At 71.3% G+C, this 19134-nt stretch carries 16 protein-coding genes; 11 read left to right on the top strand and 5 right to left on the bottom strand.

Translation table 11 applies throughout. The features are described from left to right. The first annotated feature begins 15 nt into the window (after positions 1-15). The 4 genes from IT072_RS20415 (at position 16) to IT072_RS20400 (ending at position 6309) form a co-directional block, all read left to right on the top strand. Positions 16-1293 carry a DUF3089 domain-containing protein gene (locus tag IT072_RS20415; protein WP_223358677.1) on the top strand — a complete coding sequence of 426 codons (1278 nt, stop codon included), beginning with the start codon at positions 16-18 and terminating at the stop codon, positions 1291-1293. Between the two features lie 29 nt (positions 1294-1322). Beyond that, complete coding sequence (locus tag IT072_RS20410) at positions 1323-2633, top strand: MFS transporter (RefSeq protein WP_223358676.1); 1311 nt, start codon at positions 1323-1325, stop codon at positions 2631-2633. A gap of 203 nt (positions 2634-2836) precedes the next feature. Continuing rightward, positions 2837-5635 carry an Ig-like domain repeat protein gene (locus tag IT072_RS20405; protein WP_223358674.1) on the top strand — a complete coding sequence of 933 codons (2799 nt, stop codon included), beginning with the start codon at positions 2837-2839 and terminating at the stop codon, positions 5633-5635. Between the two features lie 116 nt (positions 5636-5751). Beyond that, the gene (locus IT072_RS20400) at positions 5752-6309 is read left to right on the top strand and encodes a hypothetical protein (protein WP_223358672.1); all 558 of its coding nucleotides are present in this window, start codon (positions 5752-5754) and stop codon (positions 6307-6309) included. Here IT072_RS20400 and IT072_RS20395 read toward each other — a convergent pair. Further along, positions 6237-6935 (bottom strand): Pr6Pr family membrane protein, encoded by a 699-nt coding sequence (locus tag IT072_RS20395; RefSeq protein ID WP_223358670.1) that lies wholly within the window; start codon positions 6933-6935, stop codon positions 6237-6239. The two genes, IT072_RS20400 and IT072_RS20395, sit on opposite strands and share 73 nt — an antisense overlap. A 97-nt stretch (positions 6936-7032) precedes the next feature. Between IT072_RS20395 and IT072_RS20390 the strand changes: the two genes are divergently transcribed. Continuing rightward, a complete protein-coding gene (locus IT072_RS20390) occupies positions 7033-7632 on the top strand; it encodes a DUF308 domain-containing protein (protein WP_223358668.1) in 600 nt (199 codons plus the stop codon). Beyond that, positions 7629-7934, top strand: coding sequence for a hypothetical protein (locus tag IT072_RS20385; protein WP_223358666.1), 306 nt, complete (start codon positions 7629-7631; stop codon positions 7932-7934). Before IT072_RS20390 ends, IT072_RS20385 begins: the two co-directional genes overlap by 4 nt. A 72-nt stretch (positions 7935-8006) precedes the next feature. Here the strand turns inward: IT072_RS20385 and purB are convergent, their stop codons facing one another. Together purB and IT072_RS20375 are read right to left on the bottom strand one after the other, a co-directional pair. Continuing rightward, complete coding sequence (gene purB / locus IT072_RS20380; protein WP_223358657.1) at positions 8007-9386, bottom strand: adenylosuccinate lyase; 1380 nt, start codon at positions 9384-9386, stop codon at positions 8007-8009. 78 nt (positions 9387-9464) lie between these two features. Further along, positions 9465-9848 carry a phage holin family protein gene (locus IT072_RS20375; RefSeq protein ID WP_223358656.1) on the bottom strand — a complete coding sequence of 128 codons (384 nt, stop codon included), beginning with the start codon at positions 9846-9848 and terminating at the stop codon, positions 9465-9467. Between the two features lie 97 nt (positions 9849-9945). Here IT072_RS20375 and IT072_RS20370 point away from each other — a divergent pair, with 97 nt between their 5' ends. From IT072_RS20370 to IT072_RS20355, 4 genes are all read left to right on the top strand, one after another. Further along, entirely contained in the window at positions 9946-11055 is a 1110-nt protein-coding gene (locus tag IT072_RS20370; RefSeq protein WP_223358655.1) for a histidinol-phosphate transaminase, read from the top strand. Between the two features lie 4 nt (positions 11056-11059). Beyond that, positions 11060-12199, top strand: a complete 1140-nt coding sequence (pdhA, locus tag IT072_RS20365; protein WP_223358654.1) for a pyruvate dehydrogenase (acetyl-transferring) E1 component subunit alpha — start codon at positions 11060-11062, stop codon at positions 12197-12199. Between the two features lie 353 nt (positions 12200-12552). Next, positions 12553-13563: an alpha-ketoacid dehydrogenase subunit beta gene (locus tag IT072_RS20360; protein WP_442786816.1), complete on the top strand. Its 1011-nt coding sequence runs from the start codon at positions 12553-12555 to the stop codon at positions 13561-13563. Between the two features lie 25 nt (positions 13564-13588). Continuing rightward, on the top strand, positions 13589-15058 hold the full coding sequence (locus tag IT072_RS20355) for a dihydrolipoamide acetyltransferase family protein (RefSeq protein ID WP_223358653.1): 1470 nt from the start codon (positions 13589-13591) through the stop codon (positions 15056-15058). Between the two features lie 182 nt (positions 15059-15240). Here IT072_RS20355 and IT072_RS20350 read toward each other — a convergent pair whose 3' ends face one another. Continuing rightward, positions 15241-16683, bottom strand: coding sequence for an APC family permease (locus tag IT072_RS20350; RefSeq protein ID WP_223358652.1), 1443 nt, complete (start codon positions 16681-16683; stop codon positions 15241-15243). A gap of 53 nt (positions 16684-16736) precedes the next feature. Beyond that, positions 16737-17834 carry a zinc-binding dehydrogenase gene (locus IT072_RS20345; RefSeq protein ID WP_223358651.1) on the bottom strand — a complete coding sequence of 366 codons (1098 nt, stop codon included), beginning with the start codon at positions 17832-17834 and terminating at the stop codon, positions 16737-16739. Between the two features lie 154 nt (positions 17835-17988). Here IT072_RS20345 and IT072_RS20340 point away from each other — a divergent pair, with 154 nt between their 5' ends. Further along, the gene (locus tag IT072_RS20340) at positions 17989-19080 is read left to right on the top strand and encodes a PucR family transcriptional regulator (RefSeq protein WP_223358650.1); all 1092 of its coding nucleotides are present in this window, start codon (positions 17989-17991) and stop codon (positions 19078-19080) included. The last annotated feature ends 54 nt before the right edge of the window (positions 19081-19134 follow it).

Genomic DNA, 19134 nt, shown 5'->3' with positions numbered 1-19134 from the left:
CGAAAGGAGGCAACGATGCCTTCCCCGCTCCTCGCGATCGTGGCGGCCGCCGCGCTGGCGTTCTCCTCCGGTGCGGCGCCCGCCGCCGGCTCCGCATCTCCGTCCTTCTCCCTCACCGCGCCGCTCGCGCAGCCGGTGTGGCTGTGCCATCCCGGCGACCCCGCGTCGGCGTGCGGCGGCGCCGTGGGCCGCTATCCCGACGGCAGCACCGTTCCGCTGTCGACCACCGTCGCGGCGGGAGGCACGAGTGCGGTGGTGCAGCCGACGACGGGCGCCGAGCCTCCGGTCGACTGCTTCTATGTCTATCCCACGGTGGACCTGCTCCCGAACCCCGTGCTGATGCTCGGCTCGGCGGCGCCGTCGGCGCGCGACGACGAGGTCGCCGTGCTGCTCGCGCAGCTCGGCCCGCTCGCGGGGCTGTGCCGCGTGTTCGCTCCGCTCTACCGGCAGAGCACTCTGCTCCAGCTTGCGGCGAGCGGCGCGACCGGCGGCGACCCGTATCCGGGCCCGGGCTTCGCCGACGTACAGCAGGCGTGGGACGACTACTGGGCCCATGACAACATCGATCCGGTCACCGGTCAGCGCCGAGGGGTGATCGTGCTCGGCCACTCGCAGGGAAGCGTCGCGGTGGAGAAACTGCTCCAGCACTCCGTGGACGGCGACGCGGCCGCCACCGCGCAGCTGGTGAGCGCGGTCGTGCTCGGCGGCCAGGTGCAGGTGCCGCTCGGCGCCGCGTCCGGCGGGGGCGCCGACCCCGCTTCGACGTTCCAGCACCTGCCCGTCTGCGAGCCGAAGCCGGGCGGTGTGCCGACGGGATGCGTCATCGCGTACTCCAGCTACGGCCAGCCCGCCGGGAGCGCACCGGTGTCGGGAAGCCTGGCAGCGAACCTCGACGCCGGACACCGGATCGCCTGCGTCAACCCCAGCGCTCTGCTCGCCGGTGGACCGGCCGATGCGACCGCGGCTCTCGACCCGATCCTGCCCACGCGCACGCTCGTCCGCGGGAGCCTGCTGGCTCCCAACGGCGCATTGACCCATCTCCTCCTCGGCTACACCCTCCCCGCCGATCCGACCGGGTACCGGTCGACCCCCGGCGCGTTGAGCGGGCACTGCGCCTTCGCCGGCGACGCGACCGCCAACACCAGCTGGCTGCAGATCGATGACCCCACCGGGATGCTGCCCGACACCTCCACCTCTGCGCTCGGGCTCCACGTGGTCGACTACAACGTCGACCTCGGCGGGCTCCGCGCGCTCCTCGCCGCCCAGATCAGCCAGTGGGCGCAGACCCGATGAACGCAGACCCGATGAACGGAGACCTCCGCATGACCGACCCCACCCCCACCACTGCCGGGACCGAACCGGGCGGCCTCGCCGGCTCCGCCTCGACCGACCCGCAGTCGCGCGCACCCTGGCGCACCGCACTCCTGGCCGGCATGGCCTCGTACCTCGATGCCGGCACGATCGTCGCGGTCAGCGCGAGCCTCACCCTGTGGAAGGGCCAGTTCTCGCTGGATGCCTGGCAGCTCGGCTTCCTCTCCGCCGCGCTTACGGTGTGCATCGGCATCGGGGCGATCGTCGGCGGTCGGATCGGAGACCGGGTCGGCCGCAAGCGCGTGTACTCGTTCGACCTTCTGCTGTACGCGTTCGGCTTGCTGTGGATCGTGTGCGCCGTGGTCCCGGCCATGCTGTTCGTCGGCGTGATCATCGTCGGGCTGGCCGTCGGCGCCGACGTCCCGACCTCGATCACCGTCGTCGGCGAGACGGCGCCCGGCAAGCGACGCGGCCGGCTGGTGACCTTCACCCAGCTGCTGTGGGGTCTCGGACCGCTCGTGGTCATCCTGGTGGTGCTGGCCTCCACCGGCTTCGGCGAGTGGATGCCGCGGATCGTCTTCGGGCACCTGCTGGTCCTGGCGCTGATCACGTGGGCGCTCCGCCGGCGCATCGGCGAGCCCACCGCGTGGACGAACGCACGCACCGCCGGCGCCACACGGGAGGGCGTGCGCGCTCTGTTCCGCGGCCGCCTGCTGCGGAGCACGCTGTTCATCCTCGCGTTCTACGCGCTGCTGACCATCGGGACGAACTTCTACGGCTCCTTCGGCCTGTACGCTCTCGAGACCGTCGGCGGCCTGCCTCCGGCGAGCGCTCTGCTGGTCTCGCTCATCGGCGTCCCGGTCATCCTCATCACGGTGCTCGCGATGATGCGCGCGATGGACAGCGCCGCACGCAGACCGATCTTCATCGTCGGTGCGATCGTGCAGGTGGCCGCGTGGATCCTCCCTCTCGTCCTCCCCGTCGGCGCCGGCACCCTCGTGATCGCGTTCGTGACCTACGGCATCGGCACCACCCTCGCCGGGGAAGCGCACTACAAGGTGTGGTCGCAGGAGCTGTTCCCGACCGAGCTGCGCAGTACCGCGCTCGGCCTGAGCTTCGGCGTCGCCCGCATCGCCTCCGCCGTCTCGCTCGTGTTCGTGCCGACTCTCCTCGCGGCGGGATTGGCCGGTGTCTCGGTGCTGATGATCGTGGTCACCGTCGGGTCGGGAATCCTCGGCATCCTCTTCATGCCGCGCACCCGCGGTGAGTCGATCGACGAGATCGACGCACGACTGCGGGCCGCCTCCCTCCCGGGTGAGTAGGCGGGCCGGCGCCCCTTCGCACCCCCAGTTCGAGGGAACGAACGCGTTCAAACACTGTTCAGAGCCTGAACGTTCACTAATGTCATAACGACTGAGCACCGAAGTCGCTGTGACCCGGCTCGTTTCCCGACCGGTCCGGTCAGCGGCGGCACCTACCCGACACCGGCGCGTCCCGGCGCGCCGCCCTACCCGCTGAGGTTTCCTTGCGCCCGAAAACCGACGACCGCCGCGCCTTGGCGACGGTCACCCATCTGACCCGCACCGTCCTCTCGAGCGTCGCCGCCGTCGGCGTCGTCGCGCTCGCCCTCACCGGCGCGAGCGCGTCCTACGCCGACCCGGCCACGCCGCCGGCGCAGACGACGTTCGTCAACGAAGGCTTCACCGGCACCACCGCGGGCAGCGGCTACACGCTGCCGGGTGCGCCGTCCGGCCCCAACAGCGCGTGCCTCACGGCACGCACGACGACGTCCTCCAGCGCCACCGACACCATCCCGGGCTGCGGCGGGACGGCGGATCCCGACCAGCAGGGCGCGCTGCGGCTGACCTCGGCGACGCTCAACATGACCGGCGGCGTCGGCGCGAAGCAGTCGGTGCCGATCACCAAGGGCATCGACGCGATCTTCGACAGCTACCAGTACAACGGCGTCGCGGACCAGACCGGCATCACGGCCGACGGCATCGTCTTCTACCTCGCCGCCACCGACCCCTACAACCCGGCCGTGCCGACCCAGATCGGCATGCTCGGCGGCTCGCTCGGCTACAGCGGCACGAAGTCCGGCAGCGGCCTCGCCCACGCTTACCTCGGCATCGGCCTCGACCGCTACGGCAACTTCAACCACCCCGACTTCGAGGGCAACGGCTGCAGCACGACCCCGACGCGCGTGCGCTACCCGAACAGCGTCACCGTGCGCGGTCCGGGCAACGGCACCACGGGATACTGCGTCGTCGCCTCCACCGCGAACACCCCGCTCACCGGCTCGCTGAGCAAGGTCGGGGCGGCCTCGCGCGCCGATGCCAAGGTCCCCGTCGAGATCGTCATCAACCCCACCGCGACCGCGATCTCCGCGCAGCGCGCGACCGCGATCTCCGTCGACCCGGGAACGTTCGCGGTCATCTTCACCCCGATCGGCGGCAGCCAGCAGGTCCTGAAGGGAACCCTGCCCACACTGTCGGCCACCGGCAACGCGGCCGCGATCCCGGCCTCCTGGATCGACCCCGCCACCGGCTACCCCTACAAGCTCACCTACGGCTGGGTCGCGGGAACCGGCGGCGCCTCCGACGTGCACGAGGTCAACTACCTGGAGGCGAAGACCGCGGCCGGGCCCGTTCCCGTGCTGACGGCCGCGGCCTCCGGGTCGAGCACCGTGGCGCACGGCGGAACCGGCACCTACACGATCACCCCGACGGTCACGGCCGACGGGGGCACCGAGTCCCAGCTCGTGCGAGCGACCACCACCTTCCCCGCCGGTGTGCAGCCGACCGTCCCGGCCGACCTGCCCGCGGGCTGGACCTGCACCCTCTCGGGTCAGACCGAGACCTGCGACTTCGCGGTGGATGCGGCGGCGCCGATCCAGCCGGGAACCTCCCTGCCCGCGCTGTCCCTCCCCTACACGGTCTCCGGTGCGGCACGCACGGTCACGATCTCCTCGATCGTCGCCTCGACGGACGCCGAGGCCGTCACCGCGTCGGCCTCGGTCGCGATCAGCGCGCAGCCCGTGCGCCTCACCGCTGGGGACGTCACGGTCGAGAAGGGCGCCACGGCGACCCTCTCGGCGACCATCGCCTCCTCCGCCTCCTCAGCGCCGACCGCGCCGACCGGGACCGTGACGTTCACGGACGCGAACAGCGGAGACACGATCTGCACGGCGACGGTCGTGGACGGCGTCGCCAGCTGCACCACGGTGGGCGGCGCCGTCGGACAGCACGCCGTCCTGGTGTCGTACTCCGGTGACGCCGACCACGACGCGGTCACGGGCGCCGACCGTGCCTCGCTCACGCTCACGGTCACGAAGATCGCGGTGGCCGTCGACCTGCAGGTCGCGCCGACCGAGGTGCCGTACGGTACCGCCGCGACGCTCTCGGCCACCGGCATCCCCGCCACCGCCGAGGGCGAGCTCACGTTCTCGACGGGAAGCACGACCCTGTGCACGACCACGCTCCCCGTCACGAGCTGCCCGACCGCTACGACCCTGGCGGCCGGCCAGTACGACGTGACGGTCGCCTACTCGGGCGACGCCACGCACGCGGCGGCGGAATCCGACACGGCGACCCTCACCATCCGCAAGGCGGTCTCGACGATCGGCGGCGGCACGGGCGGCGGTCCCGGCTCCGGCGGCGGGACGGGCGGAACCGACCCCGATCCGGTGACCGTGACCCACGGCACGACGATCGACGTCACCGTCGACGGAGTCCCGGAGGACGCGACCGGCACCATCTCGTTCGTCACCGACGACGGCACCGTGCTCTGCACCGCCACCTTGCCGAAGACGACCTGCGCTCTGCCGGACGACCTCCCGGGCGGAACGTACACGGTGCACGCGGTCTACTCGGGCGACGCCAACCACGAGCCGGCGACGGGCACCGCGTTCACCCTGGTGGTGGCGCCGCAGCCCACCGCGCTGGCCGCACGCCACGCGCTGTCCACGGGAGGGGTCACCCTCACGGCCTCCGGTCTGCCGGCGGGCGCCACCGGGACCGTGACCTTCACGGACGCCTCCGGTCGCGTGCTGTGCACGGTGACGCTCCCGGCGACGTCGTGCAACACGGACGCGCTCGGAGCAGGGACGCACGTCGTCACAGCTCGCTACAGCGGGGACGCCTCGTTCGCCGCGTCGAGCGTCCAGCTCACCGTGACGGTCGCCGGGGACCCCGTCCTCGCGTCCACCGGATCGTCGGTGGCCACCGCCGTGTTCGTGTCGACCGCAGCGGCGCTGATCGCACTGGGAGGAGCGCTGATCCTCCTCCGTCGACGCGCGGCGCAGCGGAACCGTCGCGGGGCCTAGCGGCGCGAGTCGCAGAGCAGGGGAGGGCCGGCTCGACGGAGCCGGCCCTCCCCTGCTCGACGGGATCATCCTGCGGGATGACGCGGGAGTCCCCACGGCGCGGGTCTAATGGAGGCATGGACACGATCCTCCTCCCTCTCCTGCAGAGCGCAGGCGCGGTCGCACTCGCGGTGGTCGCGTTCTCGCTGGCGTTCACCTGGACGGCGCTCACCCCGTCGCTCGACCGGATGCGCACGGAACGCGGCCGCCTCCTCGGCTACCTCGCGCTCGGCGCCGTCCTGGTGCTGGCCGCGGCGACGATCTACCTCGTCCCGGGCCTCCTGATGCGCGACACCGTCGGGCTCGCGCTCGCCTTCCCGCTCGCGGCGGTCTGGCTGATCGCGGCAGCGGCGCTACTGGTGACGGGGCTCGTGCACACCGGTGCCGCACGCGCCGTCTCCTCCTCCTTGGCCGTGGTCTCCGTCGCCGGAGTGGCCGCGGGGATCGTCTCGGCGCTGTGCGCTCAGCACGGGCTCGCCGACCGGGTCACGCCGACCGGCGCCTTCCTGCTGGTGATCGGCGGGATCGCCGCAGTGGTCGTCTGGTCCGGGCGCGAAGGGGATCAGGGGGCGTCGGCGTCGACCGGGAGCGGTCTGCTGCCCCGCCAGCGCCGCGAGACCCACACGACGCCGTAACCGGTGCACAGGATGACCGCGGCGATCAGCACGATGTAGAACGCCACGCTGAGATACCCGTTGGCCGACGTCGCGGGGTTGAGGAAGGGGTACGGATACCACGGCTGCCGTCCGGTGGTCGGCTCCGCCGCGATCGGCGCGCGCAGCAGCGTGTAGACGGCCCACACGATCGGGAACGCGGCGATGCCCCACACGACGCGGCGCCGCAGCGGTGCCCGACCCGGCGCGAGCAGCCAGTCGAGCAGCATGTAGAGCGGCGCGATGACGTGCAGCACCTCGTTCGACCAGGCGACCGTCTGACCCTGCGGCAGCGCGATGTTGCGCAGCAGGAGGTTGTACACCACTCCCGTCGTGACCATGTAGGTGACCACGGCGGCACGGAGCGCCGTGAACCAGGCCGGGTCGTCGCCGGAACGGCCGAAGAGCAGGACGGCCCCGATGGCGAGCACGACGACGGTGGCGACGTTGGAGTCGATCGTGAAGAAGCTCAGAAAGTTGGCGATCAGTCCCGGGACGCTTCCGCCGGCCCGGGAGGTCTGGGCGATGCTGCTTGCGAGCTGGGCGATGATCGCCGCCAGGGTGACCAGCGCCATGACCGCGCGCAGGGCGCCGAAACCGATCCGCATGGCGCGATCGTAGCGGCCGTGCCGCCCGGCGCGCGGTAAACGCGCAGGTAGGCCACGGCTAGACTGGACGGGAAACCTGTATGAGAGAGGTCGCCGAGTGGCACCCGCCGTTCCTGCCCAGATCCCGGGGATTCAGACTCCGAGCCGCTACTGGGTCGTCCCCGCCGTGCGCGCCGTCATCGCGCTCGTCGCTGCTGTCGTCGTCACCTTCACCCAGGGCGCCCACACGGCCGTCTTCGGGCTGATCGTCTTCGGCGTCTTCGCGATCGCCGACGGGATCGCGACCGCCGTGCTCACGCTCCTCGCCGGCCCGCGCAGTCTCAGCCGCACCCTCTTCGTCATTCAGGGAGCCGTCGGCGTGATCGCCGGTGTGCTCGCCCTCGCCCTGGCCGGCAGCGGTCTCGGGCTCTTCCTCTACCTCGTCACCGTGTGGGGTGCGCTCACCGGGTTCCTCGAGCTCTACAGCGGCCTGCGCGACCGGGGCCGTGACGCCGCGGCGCGCGACTGGCTCGTCACCGGGGCGCTGACCGCCATCCTGGCGCTCGTGCTGCTGCTCGTGCCCGCCGACGCTCTGCTCGCCGTCGGCCTCTTCGGAGCGTGGGCGGTCATCGTCGGCGTCTTCCAGGGCATCGGCGCCGTCTCCCTGCGCTCGGCGGCACGCTCTCAGGAGGCCGCACGGCAGGCGGAGGCATCGTGACCAAGCGTGACAAGAAAGACCCCAGCGTGACCTCCAGCCTCCAGCCGACCCGTCGTGACCGCTTCCTCCCCGTCGAGCTGCTCGCCATCTCGGGGGGCCTCGGGATCTTCACGGGCCTCATCGTGTTGATGTCCACGCGCGACATCCTGCTCGCCGGCATCTTCTTCGGTGTGGCCTTCATCCTGGCGCTCGTGCTCACGGCCCTCTTCGCCCTCGCTTTCAAGCCGAATGCGGCCGAGGTGGAGGACATCCTCGAACAGGACGCCGAAGCGCGCGACAAGGACAAGCCCTCCGGTCACTGACCAGGGACTGCGAACGACGAGAGGCCGCCGGCAGGTCGCCGGCGGCCTCTCGCATGCTCTGCTTCGCGCGGCTCAGAGCAGCGCGACGAGCTCCGACGCGAGGCCGACGTAGCCCGTCGGGGTGAGCTCGAGCAGGCGGTTCTTGGCCGCCTGGCTGATCTCGAGGCCGTTGACGAACTCCGTGAGACCGGCGTGGTCCACGCGCTTGCCGCGCGTGAGCTCCTTGAGCAGCGCGTACGGATCGGAGATGGTCGAGCGCCCGGCGGTGACCTCGGCGCGGATGACGGTCTGGATGGCCTCGGCCAGCACCTCCCAGTTCGCGTCGAGGTCGGCGTCGAGCGCGGCGCGGTCGAGCGAGATCTGCCCGAGGCCGCGCTGGATGTTGTCGAGGGCGAGCACCGAGTGGCCGAGGCCGACGCCGATGTTGCGCTGCGTGGTCGAGTCGGTCAGGTCGCGCTGGAGGCGGCTGGTGACGAGCGTCGCAGCCAGCGAGTCGAGCACGGCGCTCGACAGCTCGAGGTTCGCCTCGGCGTTCTCGAACCGGATCGGGTTGACCTTGTGCGGCATCGTCGACGAGCCGGTCGCGCCGGGCTCGGGGACCTGACGGAAATAGCCGAGCGAGATGTAGGTCCAGATGTCGGTCGCGAGGTTGTGCAGGACACGATTGGCGTGCGAGATGCGGGAGTACAGCTCTGCCTGCCAGTCGTGCGACTCGATCTGCGTCGTCAGCGGGTTCCAGTCGAGGCCCAGGCTGCCGACGAACTCGCGCGAGATGCGCGGCCAGTCCGCACCCGGGTCGGCGACGAGGTGGGCCGCGAACGTGCCCGTCGCACCGCTGAACTTGCCGAGGTACTCGGTCTGCTCCACCTGCTTGCGGATGCGCTCCAGGCGGTGCACGAAGACGGCGATCTCCTTGCCCATGGTCGTCGGCGTCGCCGGCTGGCCGTGCGTGCGGGCGAGCATCGCGTCGTCGCGGTACTGCAGCGCCTGGGCGCGCAGCTCGGCGATCACGGCACGGAACTTCGGCAGCCACACCCGGTTCACCGCGGCGCTGACCGTGAGGGCGTAGGAGAGGTTGTTGATGTCCTCGCTGGTCGCCGCGAAGTGGGTCAGCTCGGCGATGTGGTCGAGGCCGAGCGCGTGCAGACGCTCGCGCACGAGGTACTCGACGGCCTTCACGTCGTGCTTGGTGGTCGCCTCCAGCTCGGCGAGGCGGTCGATCTCCGGCTGGCCGAAACCATCGGCGAGGGCGCGCAGCGAGCGGATCTGCTCAGCCGTCAGCGGTGACGAGCCGAACATCCGGTGGCCGGTCAGATAGATGAGCCACTCGACCTCGACCTGCACGCGAGCCCGATTGAGGCCCGCCTCGGAGAGGAAGTCGCCGAGCTCGACCACGGCCGAGCGATAGCGGCCGTCCAGGGGGCTCAGGGGCTGGGGAGGCAGGGCGGTCATGGGGCTCCTCGCGAGGATCGGCGTGTGGGGTTCGCCGCCTATTCTCCCATCCCCGTGCGCCCGGCGCTCCCGCGGCCGTCAGCTGCGGTTGGGCCGCACGATCAGGCCGAACAGCCACGCGATGATGCCCAGCACCAGCGCGCCGAGCACCCCGGCCCAGAAGCCGTCCACGTGCAGGCCGAACCCCATCGCGTCGCTGATCCACGAGACGATCAGCAGCAGGAGGGCGTTCACCACCAGGGAGATGAGACCGAGCGTGATGATGTAGATCGGGAACGCCACGATGCGGATCGCAGTGCCGACGATCGCGTTGACCACGCCGAAGATCACCGCGATCAGCAGGTAGGTCAGCACGGTCGCGGTCGTTCCGTCCGCGTACGGCTTCACGGTGACGCCGCTGACGATGAACGTCGTCAGCCAGAGCGCCAGGGCGTTGATGATCACCTTGAGCAGGAATCGCATGCGTTCATCATCCCAGGATGGGGGTGTGGGAGACAGGGGTCCCGCTGCCGAGAAAGGAATTCCCCCGCCGGAATGCGGGCGAGACTAAGTTGGTCAGGTGACTTCCGAAGACGCGCTCGGCGTGAAGCTCCGGCCCGAGATCGTGGCGGTCCCCGCCTATCGGCAGGGGCGGGCCGCACCGGCGGACGGCTTCAAGCTGTCCAGCAACGAGAACCCGTACCCTCCTCTGCCCGCCGTCGTGGAGGCCGTGGCCGCCACGCTCGGCGAGCTCAACCGCTACCCGAACGCGGGCGGTGCCGATCTGCGGCAGCGGCTCGCGGAGCGGCACGGTGTCGGCGTGGAGCAGGTGCACCTGGGCAGCGGCTCGGTGGCGCTGCTGGCGCAGCTGATCTCGGCTGCCGCGGGCACGGGCGACGAGGTCGTGTACGCGTGGCGCTCGTTCGAGGCGTACCCGGGGCTGGTGACGGTGGCGGGTGCGACGAGCGTGCAGGTGCCGAACCGGGCGGACGGCGGCCATGACCTCGCCGCGATGGCCGCGGCGGTGACCGAGCGGACCCGCGTCGTGATCGTGTGCACGCCCAACAATCCGACCGGGCCGGTGGTGACGGCGGACGAGTTCGCGGAGTTCATGGCCGCGATCCCCTCCGACCTCCTGGTGCTGCTCGACGAGGCGTACTACGAGTTCGTCACCGACGACGCGTCGGTCGACGGCATCCCGCTTCTGGAGCGCTACCCGAACCTCGTCGTGCTGCGCACGTTCTCGAAGGCGTACGGGCTGGCCGCGCTGCGGATCGGTTACGTCGTCGGCCCGGCCGCCGTGCTCGACGCGGCGCGCTCGGCGGCCATCCCGCTCTCCGTGACCGATGCCTCCCGCGTCGCGGCGCTCGCGTCGATCGACGCGGAGGACGAGCTCATGGAGCGCGTCGCCCGGGTGGCGATGCGGCGCGACCGGCTGCGGGAGGCGCTGCTCGCGCAGGGCTGGGCCGTGCCGGAGGCGCAGGGCAACTTCGTGTGGCTGGCCACCGGGGAGCGGACCGAGGCCGCCAATGACGCCTTCTTCGACGCCGGGCTGACGGTGCGTGCCTTCGCCGGCGAAGGCATCCGGATCAGCGTGGGAGAGCAGGAATCTGTGGAGAAACTCCTTGAGGTGGCCGCCGATCTTGTGCGGAACCTACCAAATGACCACCCGGCCAAGCGGTTAGGTTAGAACGGTGGTTGCGACGAACGATACCCCGCGCCCGGCGAACACCGTCCAGCTGCTGACCGCAGACGGCCTGTTCCAGCCGAGTGACGCCGCGGGCGAGTACCTCCCCTACCTCGAGCGACTGGACGAGGACGACTACCGGCGCTTCTACCGCGACATGGTCCGCGTGCGCGCGTTCGACGTCGAGGCGGCGAACCTGCAGCGGCAGGGACAGCTCGGGCTCTGGGTCCCGAGCATCGGCCAGGAAGGCGCGCAGGTCGGCTCGGCCCGCGCCGCCAAGCCGCAGGACAACCTCTTCCCCTCCTACCGCGAGCACATCGTCGGGATGATCCGCGGGATCGACCCGGTCCGCATCCTGGCGCTGCTGCGCGGCGTGACGCACGGCGGCTGGGACCCGACCGACGCCGCCGTGAACAACTTCCACCTGTACACGCTCGTGATCGGCTCGCAGACGCTGCACGCCACCGGATACGCGATGGGCGTGAAGTTCGACGGCAAGGTCGGGACGGGCGATCCGGAGACGGACGAGGCGGTCATCGTCTACTTCGGCGACGGCGCGACGAGCCAGGGCGACGTGAGCGAAGCCTTCGTCTTCGCCGCGAGCTACCAGACCCCGCAGGTCTTCTTCTTGCAGAACAACCACTGGGCGATCTCGGTGCCGGTGTCGACGCAGTCGCGCACGCCGCTGTACCTGCGTTCGAGCGGCTTCGGCATCCCGGGCGTGCAGGTGGACGGCAACGACGTGCTCGCGTCGTACGCCGTGACCGCGAAGCACCTCGACGACGCGCGCAGCGGCGAGGGCCCGAGCATGATCGAGGCGCTGACGTACCGGATGGGCGCGCACACCTCGAGCGACGACCCCTCCAAGTACCGCACCGACGAGGAGACCGCGTACTGGGCGGAGCGCGACCCCATTCTGCGCTTCCGGGTCTTCCTGGAGCAGCAGGGGATGGGCCAGGCGTTCTTCGACGCGGCGGACGAGGAGGCGACCGACCTCGCCGCCGACGTGCGCCGCCGGACGCTGCAGCTCGGGCCGCCGCCCATCCAGTCGATGTTCGAGAACGTCTACAGCGAGCCGCACCCCGTGATGGAGGAGCAGCAGCGCTGGCTCGAGGAGTACGAGTCGTCGTTCGGAGGTGACGCATGAACGAGGTGAGAAGCGGAGCCGAGTACGTGGAGGCCGAGCTGATCGAGGGCCACGACGGCCACGACCAGCTTCAGGCCGCCGAGCCGCAGGCCGACACGGAGGCGATCGACGTGGTCGAGATCATCGAGAACGACCCCGACTCCCGCGTCCTGGCGGAGCATGTCGCGGAGCAGGAGTGGTCGCGCGAGTTCTCCATCGACGACGCGACGCAGATCGACGACGCGACGCAGGTCGACGACGCGGCGCAGGTCGACGAGGCGGCGCAGGTCGATGAGGCGGCGCAGACGCAGGCGCGATCGCAGTCCGACGGCGACGGTGCCGCCGCGGCCCAGGAGGTTCCTGCCGCGGAGGACGTGCCCGCCCGGACACCGGTCGCTCCCGAGGAGCCGGTGCAGAACCTCCCTCTCGTGAAGGCGCTCAACGCCGGGTTGCGCCGTGCGCTCGCCGACGACCCCACCGTGCTCGTCCTGGGTGAGGACGTCGGCCCGCTCGGGGGTGTCTTCCGCGTCACGGAGGGGCTGCAGAAGGAGTTCGGGCCGCAGCGCGTCGTCGACACCCCGCTCGCGGAGGCCGGCATCATCGGCACAGCCATCGGGCTCGCCATGCGCGGCTACCGTCCGGTGGTCGAGATCCAGTTCAACGGCTTCGTCTTCCCCGGGTTCGACCAGATCACGACGCAGCTCGCGAAGATGACCAACCGGCACGAGGGCGCCCTGAAGATGCCGATCGTCGTGCGCATCCCCCACGGCGGTCACATCGGCGCCGTCGAGCACCACCAGGAGGCCCCGGAGGCGTACTTCGCCCACACCGCCGGCCTGCGGATCGTCGCCCCCTCCACGCCGCACGACGCGTACTGGATGATCCAGGAGGCCATCCAGTCGGACGACCCCGTGATCTTCTTCGAGCCGATGAGCCGCTACTGGCCGAAGGGCGAGGTCGACCTGGTCGAGAACGCGACGCCCCTGCACGCCAGCCGTGTCGTCCGCACCGGCACCGACGTCACCGTGGTCGCGTGGGCGGGCATGGTCAGCGTCGCGCTGCGTGCGGCCGAGCTCGCCGCCGAGGAGGGGCGCAGCGTGGAGGTCGTCGACCTGCGCTCGCTCTCCCCCATCGACTACGGCCCCGTCGTCCAGTCGGTGCAGAAGACCGGTCGCCTGGTGATCGCCCAGGAGGCGCCCGGGAACGTGTCGGTGGGCTCCGAGATCGCCGCGACCGTGTCGGAGCGCGCGTTCTACTCGCTGGAGTCGCCGGTGCTGCGTGTCGCCGGGTTCGACACCCCGTTCCCGCCGGCGAAGCTCGAAGAGGTCTACCTGCCGGACGCCGACCGCATCCTCGAGGCCGTCGACCGCGCGCTCGCCTACTGAGCGCGCCAACCGAAAGAAGTCGCACATGAGCGAGTCCCAGTTCCTGCTGCCCGACGTGGGCGAGGGCCTGACCGAGGCGGAGATCGTCTCGTGGAAGGTCGCACCGGGCGAACCCGTCGCGGTCAACCAGGTGATCGTCGAGATCGAGACGGCGAAGTCGCTCGTGGAGCTGCCGTCGCCCTTCGAGGGCACGGTCGGCGAGCTGCTCGTCAGCGAGGGCCAGACGGTGGAGGTCGGCACGCCGATCATCACCGTGACCGGCGACGCCGGCGCGGAGGCCCCCGCCGCTCCCGTCAGCGAGGTGGCGGAGGCCGCGGCCGACGCGGCGGCGAGCGTCTCGCACGAGGCGGACGAGCCGAAACCGGGCGCGGTGCTCGTGGGCTACGGGTCGGCCGGACACGGCGCCAGCCGTCGTCGCCGGGCGACCCACCCGGGCACCAGCGCGCTCCCGGTCGTGACGCAGGCGACGATCGCACCCAGCGCTCCTGCTGCTCCTGCGGCCGCCGCGGCTTCCGCCGTCGAGGCGGCGGCGCCGGCCGCGCCCGCACCGAAGCCGACATCCGCGGCGCCGGCCGCGCCGGTCGCCGCTCCCCCGTCCGCGCAGGCGCCCGCCGGGCACGCGCTGGCGACGGGCGCCCCTGTCATCGCCAAGCCGCCGATCCGCAAGCTCGCGAAGGACCTCGGTGTGGACCTCTCGACGGTCACCCCCACGGGCCCGATCGGCGACGTGACGCGCGACGACGTGCTGCGCGAGGCGACCCAGGCGAGCGTGTTCCGCAACATCCAGACGCCCGAGTGGCCGGACGACCGCGAGGAGCGCATCCCGGTCAAGGGGGTGCGCAAGGCCATCGCCAACGCGATGTCGACCAGCGCGTTCACCGCCCCGCACGTCAGCCTCTTCGTGGACGTCGACGCGACCCGCACCATGGAGTTCGTCAAGCGCCTCAAGAACTCGGCCGACTTCGTGGGCGTCAAGATCTCCCCCTTGCTCATCGTGGCCAAGGCGATCATCTGGGCCGTGCGCCGCAACCCGACCGTCAACTCGTCGTGGACCGACGAGGAGATCATCGTGCGCCACTACGTCAATCTGGGCATCGCGGCGGCGACCCCGCGCGGCCTGATCGTCCCCAACATCAAGGAAGCCCAGGGCATGACCCTGCTCGAGCTCGCCACGGCGCTCGAGCAGCTGACCCTGACCGCCCGCGACGGCAAGACGCCGCCCGCCGACATGGCCGGCGGAACGATCACGATCACCAACATCGGCGTCTTCGGCATGGACACCGGCACGCCCATCCTCAACCCGGGCGAGGTCGGCATCGTCGCGCTCGGCACGATCAAGCAGAAGCCCTGGGTCGTCGACGGCGAGGTGCGCCCGCGCTACGTCACGACTGTCGGCGCCTCGTTCGACCACCGGGTGGTCGACGGAGATGTGGCCTCCCGTTTCCTCGCCGATGTCGCCTCCATCATCGAGGAGCCCGCGCTGCTGCTCGACTGAGCGCGCCGCGCCGCCCTCGGGCGAGCGCCCTTCTGTGGGACGAGCGCGCCGGGGCGCCCCGCCGCGGACGTCCCGAACGACCGCGGGGGCGCCGTGGACAGACGAGAAGCCCCGCCCGGGACCGTGAACGGTCGACCGGGCGGGGCCTCCTCGGTTGGGGGATACCGAGGTCTCGGGATCCGTCAGCCGATGCCCTCCAGGACGTCGGTCTCCGTCGAGCCGATAGCGTCGATGACGTCCGGCCGGTTCCTCGCGACCCAGGCGTAGCGGCCCACGCCGGCGATGACGGCGACGAGGAACAGCAACGGGATGACGTTGAGCGGGAAGGCCGGGATCGGCACGACGTTCACCCAGAACACGTACGCCATCCCGCCGACGGCGATCACGACGCAGGGCCAGACGAGCCAGTTGCGGATTCCCATGCGGCGCAGGAAGATCGGCGCGGCGATCGCGACAGCGGCGTAGGCGACCATATAGCCGAACGTCCCGAAGGTGTCGACCCACACGAGGACGTCGTTCGCGTCGACGCCGAACAGGTAGAGCACGACCGGCACGAGGATGACCAGCGGTGCGAAGACCAGCAGGGCGCGGTGCGGGGTGAGCAGCGTGCCGTGGGTGGTGCCGAGGTACTTCGGGGCGATGCCCTCCTTTCCCATCACGTAGACGATGCGGCCGATCACGTTGAGCGGGGCGACGACGACGGCGAAGAACGAGGCGGCGATGCCGAGGTTCAGGACGGGGTTGAACCAGGTGGGGAGCCCCACGATGGTCGCGATGTCGTCGAGCGGGCTGACGGACTCGCCCAGCTTGTCGCCGAGGACGGCGACCTGGGTGTACGCGGCGAACACGTAGAGCACGCCGACCCCGAGAGCGCTCCACATGATGGCGCGCGGGATGGCCTTGAACGGGTTGCGCGCCTCCCGGCCCAGCGCGTCGGCGCTCGAGAAGCCGACGAAGCCGAGGATGGCGAGCACCATGCCGATGGCGACGCCCTGCGGCTCCACGCCCTCGAGGGTGAACTGCGACGGGTCGAAGGCCGCGGGGCCCGCATTCGCCAGCGCGATCACCAGCAGGATGGTGATGATGGTCACCGAGACGATCTCGAGCACCAGCGAGACCCGCGCCGAGACGCGCACGCCCCACACGGTGAAGAGCGCGGCGAGACCGCCGAGCACGACCGCGAGCAGGATCTGCCCGGCCGTGCCGGCGATTCCGACGCCGACCTGGTTGAGGAAGGCGCCGAAGTGGATGACCGCACCGCTGAGCGAACCGGCGGCGATGCCGAAGCAGCCGATTACCAGCGTGAGGCCGGTGAGGAACGCGCCGAACGGGCCGAGGCCGGCGGCGGCGTAGTTGTAGAGCGAGCCGGCGGACGCGCGGCGCTTGGCGAACTGCGAGATGCAGTAGCCGACGGCCAGGATGACGACGGTCGCGAGGGCGAACGAGAGCCAGGTGCCCCTGCCCGCCGTGACGAAGATCGCGGCGGCGGTGAAGGCGATGACGGCGGAGGGGGCGATGTTGGCGATGGCCTGGGCGACGAGCTCGGCGCCGCCCATGGCGCCGCGGCGCAGGCCGCTCTCACTCGTCGCCGGGCGCGCCGGGGAGGTGGTTTCGGTCGAAGACAACGGTGTCCTGCCTTTCGGGGGGAGAGGACGCGGGAGGGAGGGGAGGGTGGGGCTCAGGGGATGAGCAGGGTGCGCAGCGCGGTGCCCTCCTGCAGGGCATCGAGCGCCTGCTCGGCCTCGGCGAGCGGACGGCGTCCGCTGACGAGCAGGTCGAGCTCCAGGTCGCCGTCCATGTAGCGGTCGACGAGCGCGGGGATGTCGATCGACGGCCGCACGCTTCCGTAGTTGGAGCCCAGGATGCGCTGGTCGGCCTCGGCGAGCACGAGCGGCTCGAACGAGGCGCGGGCGCCTGTCGGGGGCAGGCCGACGATGACGGCGGCCCCGCCGAGGCCGAGCATGCGGATGGCCTGCTCAGTGGTGGCGGTGTTGCCGATGGCGTCGAACGCGTAGTCGACGCCATCGGGGAGGATCTCGTGGAGCGCCTCGACGGCGTCCTGCGTGGAGGCGTCGATCTCGTCCGTGGCGCCGAGTCGGCGGGCGAGCGCGGTCTTCTCGGCGCGGACGTCGACGGCGACGATGCGGGAGGCGCCGGCGAGGCGGGCGCCCTGGATGACGGAGAGGCCGACGCCGCCGCAGCCGATGACGACCACGATGGAGCCGGGTTCGACGGCGGCCGTGTTGGTGACGGCGCCGACGCCGGTGGCGACTGCGCAGCCCACGAGGGCGATGACGTCGAGCGGGGCGTCGTCGCGCACCTTGATCGCTCCGGAGGCCGGGACGACGGCCTCCTCGGCGAACGACGAGACGCCGAGGTAGTGGTGGAGGGGCTCGCCGTCGATCGACAGGCGGGAGGTCCCGTCCTGCAGCACGCCGTTGGGGGCGACCACGTTGGCGGCGACCTGGCAGCGGGCCTCGTGGCCGGCCAGGCAGTAGCGGCACTCGTTGCACGGCGCGACCCAGGAGAGCACGACGTGGTCGCCCTCGGCGAGAGTGGAGACGCCCGGGCCGACCGCGGTGACGACGCCGGAGCCCTCGTGTCCCATCACCAGGGGCGACGGCGCGTCCCACTCGTTGCGGCGCACGTGCAGGTCGGAGTGGCAGACGCCGGCGGCCGCGATCCTCACCCGCACCTCGCCCGGTCCGGGCAGGGCGAGGTCGACGTCGGTGTACTCGATGGAGCTGTCGGTGCTGTCGAAGACGATGGCTTTCACTGCGGTTTCCTCAGGGGTTCGGGGCGCGTCATTACGATGGTGGAAATGCTATGAGCAGTGCTCAGCGCCGGATACCCGCCGTTTCGTCCACCCCGTTGCGCCGCGCACACCGAAACGTCGTGCGGCCGCGTGCGCACGCAGGAGAGGACAGGCGATGGATGCCGTCGACGCCGCCGAGGCCCGGCTCGTGGCGAGCGGCATCATCTCCCTCACGCTGGCGGCGAGGCGTGGCGGCACCGAGGGCGTCGTCACCACCCTGTCGCGCCTCCTGAACGGCTGGGCCGTGCTCGTCGACCGGTACGGCGAGCCGATCGCGGCCGTCGGGGCGGGCCGCATCCACATCGACGACGCGATCACCGCCGCGACCCAGCGCAGCAGGCGGCAGCGCAACGTCGAGCTGCAGACCTTCCCCGTCGGCCGGCCGGAGGATCCTCGGGCGACGCTCGTGGTCTCCGCCCGGCGTGGCGCCACGAGCCGCACCAGGGATCTCGCCACACAGGCGGCGGCTCTGCTCGACCTCACCTACTTCCCCCACCGCGACGCGCGGCTCGAGCAGCTCGCGCGGCAGGATGCGGTCGAGGTGCTGCTGCACGCACCCGCCGCCCTCGCCCGATCGGTCGGAGCGCGCTGGGGGCTGACCGGCGACCTGGTCGTCTGCGTCGTGAAATCGCGCTCGCGCGCGGTGGTGCTCGAGACGAAGGCGCTCGACTGGCTGGAGGAGCTGGAGCTCCCTCCCGTCGCGGGTGTGCTCGACGGGGAGGTCGTGGTCGTGATCGCCCCGGAGGCCGTCAGCGCCTGGATCGAGCGGGTGGTCGTCGCCGCGACCACCGAGCTGGTCCCGGTGCGCTGCGGGATCAGCGCGCCGGCGGCACCGGGAGCGCTCGCCGAAGCGCGGTCGCAGGCCGACCGCGCCGTCGGCGTCGCCCTCGCCGACGACCGGCCCGCAGTCGAGTTCGCGCGCATGGCGAGCGTGGCCGAGCTGCTGCGGGCCCTCCCCTCGTCAGCGGTGACGGCGCTCGTCGAGCCGCTGCGCCCCCTCGCCGCGGAGTCCGATGGCCAGCTGCTGGAGTCGCTGCGGGTGTTTCTCGCGGAGAACGGCAGCTGGGAGGCCGCGGCCACACAGCTGGGCGTGCACCGTCACACGCTGCGCAACCGCATGCAGAAGATCGAGGAGCTGACCGGGTTGTCGATGACGAGCGCCGAGGACCGCGCGCTCGCCTGGCTGGCGCTGCAAGCCCGCAGCTGATTTTGACAATCATTCTCAACAAGGCGTAGGTTCGTAGTGGCCCGGAACTCCGGC

The sequence above is a fragment of the Leifsonia sp. ZF2019 genome (assembly GCF_019924635.1).
Taxonomy (GTDB): domain Bacteria; phylum Actinomycetota; class Actinomycetes; order Actinomycetales; family Microbacteriaceae; genus Leifsonia.
Note: the sequence above shows the minus strand (reverse complement) of the source record. Positions and strands in the feature narration are given on the sequence as shown.

What these genes read in the sequence shown, in the direction of transcription:
- IT072_RS20355 (WP_223358653.1), top strand. Translation starts at nt 13,589, where the DNA reads ATGAGCGAGTCCCAGTTCCTGCTGCCCGACGTGGGCGAGGGCCTGACC.
- IT072_RS20375 (WP_223358656.1), bottom strand. Translation starts at nt 9,848, where the DNA reads ATGCGATTCCTGCTCAAGGTGATCATCAACGCCCTGGCGCTCTGGCTG.
- IT072_RS20395 (WP_223358670.1), bottom strand. Translation starts at nt 6,935, where the DNA reads ATGCGGATCGGTTTCGGCGCCCTGCGCGCGGTCATGGCGCTGGTCACC.
- IT072_RS20340 (WP_223358650.1), top strand. Translation starts at nt 17,989, where the DNA reads ATGGATGCCGTCGACGCCGCCGAGGCCCGGCTCGTGGCGAGCGGCATC.
- purB (WP_223358657.1), bottom strand. Translation starts at nt 9,386, where the DNA reads ATGACCGCCCTGCCTCCCCAGCCCCTGAGCCCCCTGGACGGCCGCTAT.
- IT072_RS20410 (WP_223358676.1), top strand. Translation starts at nt 1,323, where the DNA reads ATGACCGACCCCACCCCCACCACTGCCGGGACCGAACCGGGCGGCCTC.
- IT072_RS20415 (WP_223358677.1), top strand. Translation starts at nt 16, where the DNA reads ATGCCTTCCCCGCTCCTCGCGATCGTGGCGGCCGCCGCGCTGGCGTTC.
- IT072_RS20400 (WP_223358672.1), top strand. Translation starts at nt 5,752, where the DNA reads ATGGACACGATCCTCCTCCCTCTCCTGCAGAGCGCAGGCGCGGTCGCA.